12 protein-coding genes and 1 pseudogene are annotated in these 12,019 nt (G+C 72.3%); 2 read left to right on the top strand and 11 right to left on the bottom strand.

Annotated elements, in window-relative coordinates; translation table 11 throughout:
• Positions 1-53: 53 nt before the first annotated feature.
• The 11 genes from ruvB to pgsA all read right to left on the bottom strand — a co-directional run bounded on the left by ruvB (position 54) and on the right by pgsA (position 9,245).
• On the bottom strand, positions 54-1,124 hold the full coding sequence (gene ruvB / locus ABZ484_RS25570) for a Holliday junction branch migration DNA helicase RuvB (RefSeq protein WP_358868257.1): 1,071 nt from the start codon (positions 1,122-1,124) through the stop codon (positions 54-56).
• A 25-nt stretch (positions 1,125-1,149) separates the two neighbouring features.
• Positions 1,150-1,755, bottom strand: coding sequence for a Holliday junction branch migration protein RuvA (gene ruvA / locus ABZ484_RS25565; protein ID WP_358868256.1), 606 nt, complete (start codon positions 1,753-1,755; stop codon positions 1,150-1,152).
• A complete protein-coding gene (gene ruvC, locus ABZ484_RS25560) occupies positions 1,752-2,300 on the bottom strand; it encodes a crossover junction endodeoxyribonuclease RuvC (protein WP_358868255.1) in 549 nt (182 codons plus the stop codon). The genes ruvA and ruvC overlap by 4 nt, the downstream gene beginning before the upstream one ends.
• 157 nt (positions 2,301-2,457) lie before the next feature.
• Positions 2,458-3,210 carry a YebC/PmpR family DNA-binding transcriptional regulator gene (locus ABZ484_RS25555; protein WP_030166411.1) on the bottom strand — a complete coding sequence of 251 codons (753 nt, stop codon included), beginning with the start codon at positions 3,208-3,210 and terminating at the stop codon, positions 2,458-2,460.
• A 52-nt stretch (positions 3,211-3,262) separates the two neighbouring features.
• Entirely contained in the window at positions 3,263-3,865 is a 603-nt protein-coding gene (gene pdxT / locus ABZ484_RS25550; RefSeq protein WP_358868254.1) for a pyridoxal 5'-phosphate synthase glutaminase subunit PdxT, read from the bottom strand.
• A gap of 13 nt (positions 3,866-3,878) precedes the next feature.
• Positions 3,879-4,793: a pyridoxal 5'-phosphate synthase lyase subunit PdxS gene (gene pdxS / locus ABZ484_RS25545; RefSeq protein WP_358868253.1), complete on the bottom strand. Its 915-nt coding sequence runs from the start codon at positions 4,791-4,793 to the stop codon at positions 3,879-3,881.
• Between the two features lie 173 nt (positions 4,794-4,966).
• On the bottom strand, positions 4,967-5,581 hold the full coding sequence (locus ABZ484_RS25540) for a hypothetical protein (RefSeq protein ID WP_358868252.1): 615 nt from the start codon (positions 5,579-5,581) through the stop codon (positions 4,967-4,969).
• 122 nt (positions 5,582-5,703) lie between these two features.
• Positions 5,704-6,252, bottom strand: a complete 549-nt coding sequence (locus tag ABZ484_RS25535) for a hypothetical protein (protein ID WP_358868251.1) — start codon at positions 6,250-6,252, stop codon at positions 5,704-5,706.
• Positions 6,253-6,424: 172 nt separating this feature from the next.
• On the bottom strand, positions 6,425-7,603 hold the full coding sequence (locus tag ABZ484_RS25530; protein WP_358868250.1) for a glycosyltransferase family 4 protein: 1,179 nt from the start codon (positions 7,601-7,603) through the stop codon (positions 6,425-6,427).
• Entirely contained in the window at positions 7,600-8,517 is a 918-nt protein-coding gene (locus tag ABZ484_RS25525) for a phosphatidylinositol mannoside acyltransferase (RefSeq protein WP_358868249.1), read from the bottom strand. The genes ABZ484_RS25530 and ABZ484_RS25525 overlap by 4 nt, the downstream gene beginning before the upstream one ends.
• Positions 8,514-9,245, bottom strand: coding sequence for a phosphatidylinositol phosphate synthase (pgsA, locus tag ABZ484_RS25520; RefSeq protein WP_358868280.1), 732 nt, complete (start codon positions 9,243-9,245; stop codon positions 8,514-8,516). The genes ABZ484_RS25525 and pgsA overlap by 4 nt, the downstream gene beginning before the upstream one ends.
• A gap of 264 nt (positions 9,246-9,509) precedes the next feature.
• On the opposite strand from pgsA, the gene ABZ484_RS25515 reads away from it, so the two are divergent.
• The gene (locus ABZ484_RS25515; protein ID WP_358868248.1) at positions 9,510-11,708 is read left to right on the top strand and encodes an elongation factor G-like protein EF-G2; all 2,199 of its coding nucleotides are present in this window, start codon (positions 9,510-9,512) and stop codon (positions 11,706-11,708) included.
• Between the two features lie 216 nt (positions 11,709-11,924).
• Positions 11,925-12,019 (top strand): annotated as a pseudogene (locus ABZ484_RS25510) (enoyl-CoA hydratase/isomerase family protein); the annotation flags it as partial.

Raw genomic sequence — 12,019 nt, 5'->3', positions numbered from 1 at the left:
GGAACAACGCTCAGCATGGCACCTGGGTTCCTCCCCCGGCCAATGGATCGCCGTCACGCCCCGAACAGGTCCTGTTGTCCGTTTCCCGCGGCGGACGAGCGGGGCGGGGTGAGGCCCAGGTGCGCCCAGGCCGCCGGCGTGGCGACACGGCCGCGCGGGGTGCGGGCCAGCAGGCCCTCCCGGACGAGGAAGGGCTCGGCGACCTCCTCCACGGTCTCGCGCTCCTCCCCCACCGCGACCGCGAGCGTCGACAGTCCCACGGGCCCGCCGCCGAACAGCTTCAGCAGCGCCTGGAGGACGGCCCGGTCCAGCCGGTCCAGGCCGCGGGCGTCGACCTCGTAGACGGCGAGGGCCGCCGCGGCGACCTCGCGGGTGATGATCCCGTCGGCCTTGACCTGGGCGTAGTCGCGCACCCGGCGCAGCAGGCGGTTGGCGATCCGGGGGGTGCCGCGGGAGCGGCCGGCGATCTCGGCGGCGCCGTCGGCCTCCATCTCGACGTCGAGCAGGTGCGCCGAGCGGTGCACGACGCGCTCCAGCTCCGCGGGCTCGTAGAACTCCATGTGGGCGGTGAAGCCGAAGCGGTCGCGCAGCGGGGGCGGCAGCAGGCCCGCGCGGGTGGTGGCGCCGACCAGGGTGAACGGGGGCAGTTCCAGCGGGATGGCGGTGGCGCCGGGGCCCTTGCCGACGATCACGTCGACGCGGAAGTCCTCCATCGCCATGTACAGCATCTCCTCGGCGGGCCGGGACATGCGGTGGATCTCGTCGAGGAAGAGCACCTCGCCCTCCTGGAGGGAGGACAGGATGGCCGCGAGGTCGCCGGCGTGCTGGATGGCGGGGCCGGAGGTGATGCGGATGGGTGCGCCCATCTCCGCGGCGATGATCATCGACAGGGTGGTCTTGCCCAGGCCGGGGGCGCCGGAGAGCAGCACGTGGTCGGCGGTGGCACCACGCGCGCGGGCGGCGCGCAGCACCAGGTCGAGCTGCTCGCGGACCTTCTCCTGGCCGATGAACTCACCGAGGTCCTTGGGGCGCAGGGCGGCCTCGACGGCCTGGTCCTCGCGGTCGGCGGCCGAACCCACCAGCCGCTCGGCGGCGGGGGTGTCGGTCGTGTCGTCCCAGTTCATGTGGTTCGCCTCAACGGTGGTGGGGTCAGCGGGCGCGGTTCAGGGTCTGCAGGGCGGCCTTCAGCAGCTGCCCCACCTGCGGCGTGCCCCCGGCGGCCTCGGCCTGCGGGGCCACGGCGGTCACCGCCTCGTCGGCCTCGCGGGTGGCGTAGCCGAGGCCTATGAGGGCGGCGTGCAGCTGGTCGCGCCAGCCCTGGGTGACCGGTGCGCCCACCGCGGGGGCGCCGACCGGCTCGCCCAGCCGGTCCTTGAGCTCCAGCAGCAGCTTCTGGGCGCCCTTCTTGCCGATGCCGGGGACGGCGGTGAGGGCCTTCTCGTCGCTGGTGGCGACCGCACGGCGCAGCGCGTCCGGGGTGTGCACGGCGAGCATCGCCTGCGCCAGGCGCGGGCCCACGCCGCTGGCGGTCTGCAACAGCTCGAAGACCTGGCGCTCGTCGTCGTCCGCGAAGCCGTACAGGGTCAGGGAGTCCTCGCGCACGACGAGCGAGGTGGCGAGCTTGGTCTGCTGACCCATGCGCAGCCCGGAGAGCGTGTTGGGCGTGCACTGGACGGCGATGCCGATCCCGCCCACCTCGACCACCGCCGAGTCGGGGGCGAGGGCGGCGACCGGGCCGCTGACGAAAGCGATCATGCCGTACGGCCTTTCGATGTGATCGGTGCTTTGGCCGCGTGCAGCGCGACGGCCTGCTGGAGTCGGTTCTGCGCGGGGGCGCGCCAGATGTGGCAGATGGCGAGCGCGAGGGCGTCGGCGGCGTCGGCCGGCTTCGGGGGCGCGTCGAGCCGGAGCAGGCGGGTGACCATGGCGCCGACCTGGGCCTTTTCGGCGCGGCCGCTGCCGGTGACGGCGGCCTTGACCTCGCTGGGGGTGTGCAGGGCGACGGGGATGCCACGGCGGGCGGCGCAGAGCATGGCGACGGCGCTGGCCTGGGCGGTGCCCATCACGGTCCGTACGTTGTGCTGGCTGAACACCCGCTCCACGGCGACGAATTCGGGCCGGTGCTCGTCCAGCCACGCCTCGATGCCCTGCTCGACGGCGACGAGCCGCTGCCCCAACTCGGCGTCCACGGGCGTCCGTACGACCCCGACGCCGAGCATGGTCAGCGGACGGCCCGCGACCCCCTCGACGACCCCGACACCGCATCGGGTCAGTCCCGGGTCCACCCCGAGTACGCGCACCGCGCCCCCTCCTTCGATCTCCCCAGCTTCGCCGGGGGTACCCCCAGTTTGTGCAGGCTATCCGGTGCCACCGACAACGGCCGACATGGCGACGGGCCGACGGGGCGTGTCCCCGTCGGCCCGTCGAGCCGTTTCGTCCGCTCAGCTCGCGGCGGCGCTACGCGCCGACCTTCTCCATGATCTCGTCGCTGACGTCGAAGTTGGCGAAGACGTTCTGCACGTCGTCGCTGTCCTCGAGCGCGTCGATCAGCTTGAAGATCTTCTTGGCGCCCTCCTCGTCCAGCTCCACCTGGACGGACGGCACGAAGCTGGATTCGGCGGAGTCGTAGTCGATCCCGGCGTCCTGCAGGGCGGTGCGGACGGCGACCAGGTCGGTGGCCTCGCTGACGACCTCGAAGGACTCACCGAGGTCGTTGACCTCCTCGGCGCCCGCGTCGAGCACGGCACCCAGGACGTCGTCCTCCGTCAGCTCGCCCTTGGGGACGATCACGACGCCCTTGCGGCTGAACATGTACGACACGGAGCCCGGGTCGGCCATGTTGCCGCCGTTGCGGGTCATGGCGACGCGCACGTCGGAGGCGGCGCGGTTGCGGTTGTCGGTGAGGCACTCGATGAGCACCGCGACGCCGTTCGGACCGTAGCCCTCGTACATGATCGTCTCGTAGTCGGCACCGCCGGCCTCAAGTCCACCGCCGCGCTTGATCGCGGAGTCGATGTTCTTGTTCGGAACCGACTGCTTCTTGGCCTTCTGGACGGCGTCGTAGAGCGTCGGGTTGCCGTCGAGGTCCACGCCGCCCATCCGCGCCGCGACCTCGATGTTCTTGATCAGCTTCGCGAAGAGCTTGCCGCGCTTGGCGTCGATCACGGCCTTCTTGTGCTTCGTCGTGGCCCATTTAGAGTGGCCGGACATCTGCCTGTCTCCTTCGCGTAACCCATCTCTGCAACGAACGCCAGAGATCCTACTAGGACTCCGCCGCCCGGTTCGCGTGCACCATGTCGACGAACAGGGAGTGCACGCGGTGGTCGCCGGTCAGTTCCGGGTGGAACGACGTGGCGAGCGCGTTGCCCTGGCGGACCGCCACGATGTGGCCCTCGTGCTCGGCGAGCACCTCGGTCTCGGCGCCGACGGACTCGACCCAGGGGGCGCGGATGAAGACGCCCTCTACAGGATCGCCCTCGACACCCCGGACGTCGACCGCCGCTTCGAAGGACTCGTTCTGACGTCCGAAGGCGTTGCGGCGCACGATCATGTCGATGCCGCCGAAGGTCTCCTGGCCCGAGCGCGGGTCGAGGATCTTGTCGGCGAGCATGATCATGCCGGCGCAGGTGCCGTAGACGGGCATGCCGGCCCGCACGCGCGCGCGGAGGGGCTCCATCAGGCCGAAGAGGACGGCCAGCTTGGAGATGGTGGTGGACTCGCCGCCGGGGATGACCAGGCCGTCCACCTCGGCGAGTTCCTCGGGGCGCCTGACCGGCCTGGCCACGGCGTCGGCCGCGGCCAGGGCGATGAGGTGCTCCCGTACGTCGCCCTGGAGGGCCAGGACGCCTATGACGGGGGTGTTCATGTGATCCAGTGCCTTACCAGCCGCGGTTGGCGTAGCGCTCGGTCTCGGGGAGGGTGTCGCAGTTGATGCCGACCATGGCCTCGCCGAGGTTGCGGGACGCGTCCGCGATGATCTTCGGGTCGTCGTAGAAGGTGGTGGCCTTGACGATGGCGGCGGCGCGCTTGGCCGGGTCGCCCGACTTGAAGATGCCGGAGCCGACGAAGACGCCCTCGGCGCCGAGCTGGCGCATCAGCGCGGCGTCGGCCGGGGTGGCCACGCCGCCGGCGGAGAACAGCACCACGGGGAGCTTGCCGAGCTCGGCGACCTCCTTGACCAGCTCGTAGGGGGCGCGCAGCTCCTTGGCGGCGGCGTACAACTCGTTGTTGTCGCAGCCGCGCAGCTTGGCGATCTCGCCCTTGATCTGGCGCAGGTGACGGACCGCCTCGACGACGTTGCCGGTGCCGGCCTCGCCCTTGGAGCGGATCATCGCGGCGCCCTCGGCGATACGGCGCAGGGCCTCACCGAGGTTGGTGGCGCCACACACGAAGGGGGTGGTGAAGGCCCACTTGTCGGAGTGGTTGACCTCGTCGGCCGGGGTGAGGACCTCGGACTCGTCGATGTAGTCGACGCCGAGGGACTGAAGAACCTGGGCCTCGACGAAGTGGCCGATGCGGGACTTGGCCATGACCGGGATGGAGACGGCGTCGATGATGCCCTCGATCATGTCCGGGTCGGACATGCGGGCCACGCCGCCGTCCTTGCGGATGTCGGCGGGGACGCGCTCCAGGGCCATGACGGCGACGGCGCCCGCGTCCTCGGCGATCTTCGCCTGCTCCGGCGTGACGACGTCCATGATCACGCCGCCCTTGAGCTGCTCGGCCATGCCGCGCTTCACCCGGGCGGTGCCGGTCTCGGGGGTCTGGGCGGAGTCGGAAAGCGTGGTGGACACGGGTGACCTCACTCGGTGAAAAGAGGGTTTGGTGCACCGACGAGGAAACGGGAATGGACCAGTCCACGGCAAGGGCCAATGGGAACCCTGTGGATCCTTTTCTCCGCCTCTCCGCGCGTTCTGCGCGCGTTCTGCGCGCCGCGCCCGTTCCGCGCCATCGTGGGAGCGCTCGCCTACCGGTCCCCGTGGCCCTGAACGGCCCTGGTCAGCGCGGTGTGGGCGGTGAGCGGCGAGTCGGCGGAGATCAGCAGCCGCCGGGCGGTGAGGGTGGAGCCGTCCCGCAGCCGCAGTTCCACCGGTTCCCGAAGGGCCACCGCGAGGTCCGCGGCCCCGGCGACGGTGCACACCACGTCACCGTCGCCGCCGGGCACCGGGCGGACGCCACGGCCGGGCGCGGACGCCGTCCGGCGCGAGACCGACCGTACGGCGCTCAGCGGAAGCACGATCTCGTCGAACAGCCCGGCCCGGATCGTCAGCGCGCCGGCGGTGAGCCGGTGCGGACGGCGCCGGGTGACGGCCGCGAAGAACAGGGTCAGGTCGATGAGGACGGCCACCCAGACCAGGTGGAAGGGCTGCCAGGCGGGCGGGATCATCGAGACGTCCATGAGCGCCTCGACCACCACCTCCATGCCCACGAAGGCGAACACCGAGCTACGCAGGGCCGCCGAGTGGCCGATGACGACCTCGCCGGGACCTGCGAGGGGACGCCTGGTCAGCCATGCGGTCAGGTCGCGCAACGCCGGCCCCAGCAGGTCCCGCGCTGTCCCCGTCGTCACCACGAGCGCCATGTCGCCTCCTCCGGCCGAGCCGTTTCCATCCCGAAACGATCACAGCACGGAGCCGCACGGCGGGACAGGACCGCGCAGGTCATCCCTTGGCCGGAAACATGCGGCAGGGGAGGCCGCGGAGACTACGGCCGGTCCGCCAGGGCCGCCGGCGGTTCGTCGTCCATTTCGAAGGCCATGGGGAACGGGGCGTGGCCGGCCAGTCTGAACCACCGGACCTTGCGGTGCTCGCGGAGTCTGCGGGCCGCGCCGACGGCGTCGTTGTGGAAGCGGCGGGCCATCGGCACCCTGCGCACCGCCTCGGTCAGCTCGTGCGCCGCCTCCTCTCCCCCGGGCGCCTCGCGGACCTCGTCCACCTGCTGTGCCTCGGCGAAGACCGCGCGCAGCGCCTGGCTGAGCTCGCTCTCGGCGACCTCCCGCTGGTCCTCCTCGGCCTGCCGGGCGGCGTGCGCGGCCTCGTAGAGCACGATCGAGGCGGCCGGGTCGAGCACTCCGGAGGTGGCCAGCTCCTGGGCCACCGACGCGCGCCGCAGCAGCTGGGCGTCGAGCGCGGCACGCGCGGCGTCGATCCGCGCGTGCAGCCGGTCCAGCCGACCCGCCGTCCAGCTCAGATACAGGCCGATGACGACCAGCGCGACAAGGATCCAGATCAGCGTTGCGGTCACGGGCGGCAAGGCTACAGGGCGCCCCGCCGGGGTAGCGGGGCCCTGTCCGACCGTGAGGGTCAGGTGCCGTGGGCCGGTGTGGACGTCCCTTGGGGCTGCCGCCCCCGGACGCCCGCTTCGGCCTGAACGGCCTCGTCCTCAAGCGCCGGACGGGCTGCTTTTGCCCCCCTCGGTCTCGTCCTCACACGCCCGACGGGCTGCCCTTCCCCGCCCTCAGGCGCGCCCGCAGGCCCGTGACCCGGTCGTCCGCGGCGACCGCCGCCGCGCCGGCCGTCACGGTCTCGTACACCGAGAGGATGTCCGCGCCCACCGTCGACCAGTCGAAGCGGCGGACGTGGGCGCTGCCGTGGGCGCGGAGTTCGGACCGGCGGGCCGGGTCGGCGAGGAGGCGTACGGCGGCGTCGGCGAGGGCGTCCGCGTCCTCGTTGGTGAACAGTTCGCCGGCCTTGCCCTGGTCCAGGACCTGGGCGAAGGCGTCCAGGTCGGAGGCGAGGACGGGGGCGCCGGCGGACATGGCCTCGACGAGGATGATGCCGAAGCTCTCGCCGCCGGTGTTCGGGGCGACGTACAGGTCGATGCTGCGCAGGAAGCGCGCCTTGTCCTCGTCGCTGATCATGCCGAGGAACTCCACCCGGGAGCGCAGCTCCCTCGGCAGCGACTGGACCGCCTCCTCCTCGTCGCCGCGGCCCGCGACCAGGAGCCGGGTCTGCGGCCGGACGGCGAGGATCTTGGGCAGGGCCCTCATCAGCACCGGCAGGCCCTTGCGGGGCTCGTCGATGCGGCCTATGAAGCCGATGGTGTCCCCCTGCCACTCGGGCCGGGGTTCGGCCCGGGCGAAGAAGTCGACGTCGACGCCGTTGGGGATCACCACCGCGTCGCCGCCCAGGTGTTCGACGAGGGTGCGCCGGGCGTACTCGCTCACGGCGATCCGCGCGCTGATCTTCTCCAGTGCGGCCTGGAGGATGGCGTACGCGGCGATCATCGCCCGCGACCGGGGGTTGGACGTATGGAAGGTGGCGACGATCGGGCCCTGCGCGGCCCAGCAGGTCAGCAGGCCCAGCGAGGGCGAGGTCGGCTCGTGGATGTGGATCACGTCGAACCGGCCCTCGTGCAGCCAGCGCCGTACCCGGGCCGCCGAGAGGAAACCGAAGTTCAGCCGGGCCACCGAGCCGTTGTACGGCACCGGCACCGCGCGGCCGGCCGAGACGACGTAGGGCGGCAGCGGGGTGTCGTCGTCGGCGGGGGCGAGGACGGACACCTCGTGGCCGAGGCCGATGAAGTACTCGGCGAGGTCGCGGATGTGGAACTGGACACCGCCCGGCACGTCCCAGGAGTAGGGGCAGACGATGCCGATCCTCACGTCCGCTCCCCATTGGCCGGGCGGGGCTCGAGGTCCGCGAGCCACAAGCGCTGGAGCATGTGCCAGTCCTCCGGATGGTCGGCGATCCCGGTGGCGAAGGCGTCGGCCAGCGCCTGTGTCATGGCAGACGTCTTCTCGGCCCGCGTACCTGTCTCGGGTACCTCGATCGGGGGATGGACGCGGCCCTGCATGACGGGTGAGTCGTCGTACCAGAGGGTGACGGGCAGCAGCAGGGCGCCGGTCTGCTGGGCGAGCAGGGCGGGTCCGGCCGGCATGCGGGCCGTCTCGCCGAAGAACTTCACCTCGACGCCGGAGGCGGACAGGTCGCGGTCGGCGACCAGGCAGACCAGGCCGCCGGCGCGCAGCCGCCGGGCCAGCGCGCCGAACGCGGAGCCGCCGCTGTGCGGCAGGACTTCCATGCCGAGACCCTCGCGATAGGCGACGAACCGGTCGTAGAGCGTCTCGGGCTTCAGGCGCTCGGCGACCGTGGTGAACGGCGTCCGGAGCTCGGTGGTCACCCAGGCGCCGGCCAGGTCCCAGTTGGCCAGGTGGGGCAGGGCGAGGACGACGCCGCGGCCGGAGGCGAGCCCGTCGGTGAGGTGGTGCACATCCTTGGGGGCGAACCCGGTGCGCACACGTTCGGGGCTCCAGGCGGGCAGTCGGAAGGACTCCATCCAGTAGCGCAGGTAGGAGCGCATGCCCGCGCGGGAGAGTTCCGCCAGCCGCTCGGGGCTCGCGTCGGGCACCACGCGCGCGTAGTTGGCCTCCAGCCGCAGCACGCCCTTGCCGCGCTGCTTCCAGGCGAGGTCGGCGATGGCGCGGCCGAGCCGTACGGCGACCGGCTCGGGCAGCTTCTTGACGGTGCCCCAGCCCAGGCCGTACAGGGCGTCGGTGAGGCGGTCCCGGGCGGTCATGTCGCCGCCCCGCTCCCCTGGTTCTCCTGCCGTGCGGCGGCTGCCTCCGCCTCCGCCGACTCGCGGCGGACGGTGACGACCCGCTGGATCAGGGTGACCAGGCTGCCGGCGGCGACGATCCACAGCGCGACCGGCAGCAGGTACTGGATGCCGGGCACGCCGAACTTGTGCAGGCCCGCGAAACCGGCCGCGACCAGCGAGATCACCAGCCGTTCGGCGCGCTCGACCAGCCCGTTGACGGCGACGGGCAGGCCGATCGACTCGCCGCGCGCCTTGGTGTACGACACCACCTGGCCGCTGGCCAGGCAGAAGATCGACACCGCGCACAGCACGTTGTCGTCGCCCCGGCCCGCGTACCACAGCGCGAAACCGCCGAAGATCGCGCCGTCGGCCACCCGGTCGAGGGTGGAGTCGAGGAAGGCGCCCCAGCGGCTGGAGCGGCCGAGCTGGCGGGCCATGTTGCCGTCGACCAGGTCGGAGAACACGAACAGGGTGATCACGACCGTGCCCCAGAAGAACTCGCCCCGGGGGTAGAAGACCAGCGCGCCCGCGACCACTCCGGCGGTGCCGATGAGCGTGACCGTGTCGGGGCTCACGCCCCGGCGGATGAGAAACGCGGCGAACGGTGTGAGGACACGCGTGAAGAATGCACGCGCGTACTTGTTCAGCATGGCCTTCCCGAGGGTCGGTGTCGCCGGGCGGCCCCTGCTGGCCACCGGCGGGCCCAATCGTAGCCACGCGCGCGCGTGGGCGACGTCCGGGCACCGGCGGGCCCGCTCGGCGACCCCGGCCCGGCAGCGCGCGGCCGCGGCTCGCGGGGGCCGGTTCACGGTGTGTGACGGCCGGTGGGGGCGGGATCGGGTCGTTCGTATGGACGCGGCATGACGGGAGTGGAAAGCTCGAATCAACCGCGGGCGTCGCAGGAGCCGCCAGTGACGCGGTGCCGCGTGTCCGCGCCCACAGTGACCTCACCGTGCACGGGAGGCAGGATCATGGGCGACAAGGCGCACACACACCCCGGAGCCGCCGGCAGGGCTATGGCGGCCGACCAACCCACGTCCCTACGGAATGTGGTGCTGGTCGGCCACTCCGGTTCGGGCAAGACGACTCTGGTGGAGGCTCTCGCGCTGACGGCGGGAGCGGTGAACCGGGCGGGCCGCGTCGAGGACGGCGGCTGCGTCTCGGACTACGACGAGATCGAGCACCGGCAGCAGCGCTCGGTGCAGCTCTCCCTGGTGCCGGTGGAATGGGAAGGCATCAAGATCAACCTGCTGGACACCCCCGGCTACGCGGACTTCGTCGGGGAGCTCAGGGCCGGTCTGCGCGCGGCGGACGCGGCCCTCTTCGTCGTCTCGGCCTCCGACGGCGTGGACGGCTCGACCCGGATGGTGTGGGAGGAGTGCGCGGCCGTCGGCATGCCGAGGGCCATCGTGATCACCCACCTGGAGGCCGCCCGCGCGGACTTCGAGGAGATGACCCGGGTGTGCGCCGAGGCCTTCGGCGCGGACGACCCCGACGCGGTGCTGCCGCTCTATCTGCCGCTGCACGGCCCCGAGGGCCCCGACGGGCACATGCCCGTGACGGGACTGGTCGGGCTGCTGACGCGGAAGCTGTTCGACTACTCGACCGGGGAACGCAAGGAGTCCGAACCGGGCGAGGACCAGTTGCCGCGGATGGACGAGGCCCGCGCCCGGCTCATCGAGGGGATCATCTCCGAGAGCGAGGACGAGACCCTCATGGACCGCTACCTCGGCGGCGAGCAGGTCGACCTCGAAACCCTGATCAAGGACCTGGAGCGGGCCGTGGCGCGCGGTGTCTTCCACCCCGTGCTGGCCGCCGCCCCGGCGGCCGAGGGCGCGAAACAGGGCATCGGCACGGTGGAGCTCCTGGAACTGATCACCCGGGGCTTCCCCACCCCGCTGGAGCGCGAGGCGCCCGTCGTCACCACGCTCGACGGCAAGCCGCGCGAGCTGGCGCCGTGCGACCCGGACGGGCCGCTGGTCGCCGAGGTCGTCAAGACCGCCTCCGACCCGTACGTCGGCCGGGTCTCCCTCGTCCGGGTCTTCTCCGGCACCCTGCGGCCCGACCAGACGGTGCACGTCTCCGGGCACGGGCTGACCGACCGCGGCCACGAGGACCACGACGTCGACGAACGCGTCGGCGCCCTGTCGATGCCGTTCGGCAAGCAGCAGCGGCCCGTGACGCACGCCGTCGCGGGCGACCTCGCGTCCGTGGCGAAACTGGGCCGCGCCGAGACCGGCGACACCCTCTCGGCCAAGGACGAGCCGCTGCTGATGGCCCCGTGGGAGATGCCCGACCCGCTGCTGCCGCTCGCCATCCAGGCGCACAGCAAGGCCGACGAGGACAAGCTCTCCCAGGGCCTGGCCCGGCTGGTCGCCGAGGACCCGACGATGCGCCTGGAACAGAACCAGGACACCCACCAGGTGGTCCTGTGGTGCCTGGGCGAGGCCCACGCCGACGTCGCCCTGGAGCGGCTGCGCAGCCGGTACGGCGTCCAGGTCGACGTCGTGCCGCACCGGGTCTCCCTCCGGGAGACGTTCGCGAACCGGTCCGCGGGGCGCGGCCGGCACGTCAAGCAGTCCGGCGGGCACGGCCAGTACGCGATCTGCGAGATCGAGGTGGAGCCGCTGCCGGGCGGCTCGGGCATCGAGTTCGTCGACAAGGTCGTCGGCGGGGCGGTGCCCCGGCAGTTCATCCCGTCGGTGGAGAAGGGTGTGCGCGCCCAGGCCGCCAAGGGGGTCGCCGCCGGGTATCCGCTGATCGACGTCCGGGTCACGCTGCTGGACGGCAAGGCGCACTCGGTGGACTCCTCCGACGCCGCGTTCCAGACGGCGGGCGCACTGGCGCTGCGGGAGGCCGCGGCGGACGCGAAGATCCATCTGCTGGAGCCGGTGGCCGAGGTGAGCGTGCTGGTCGGCGACGACTACGTGGGCTCCGTGATGAGCGATCTGTCCGGGCGGCGCGGCCGGGTGCTGGGCACCGAACAGGTCGGCAGCGGGCGCACGCTGGTGCGGGCCGAGGTGCCCGAGATCGAGATCGGCCGGTACGCGGTCGACCTGCGGTCCCTGTCGCACGGCACGGCCCGCTTCGACCGCCGCTACGCCCGGCACGAGCCGATGCCGCCGCAGGTCGCCGACCGGGTTCGCGAACAGGAGCGCGAGGCCTCGTAGTCGGCGCGCCCGGCGCACGACCGGGCGACCGCGCAAGGCTGCGGAACGCTTCGCTCCGCAACAGCCCCTCCAGGCGGGCGGCTTCGGCCGTCCGCCTCCGCGTGTCAGTGGCTGCGGATACGCTGATGACCTGATCAACAGGTGTGCGGGGCAGGGAAGTCGGGAAGGCCGGTAGGGGGTGTCTCGCCGATCATGCCGGATCAGGGAGCGGTGGCTGCCGCGAAGCTCGCGCAGGGCCCGGCGATCGCGCTGCGCGCCGCCAAGGAGTCGGTCGACACCGGTCTGGAGACCGACATCGACACCGGCCTCGC

This window comes from Streptomyces sp. NPDC006393, assembly GCF_040628575.1.
Lineage (GTDB): Bacteria > Actinomycetota > Actinomycetes > Streptomycetales > Streptomycetaceae > Streptomyces.
This window is presented reverse-complemented; position numbering and strand designations above follow the sequence as displayed.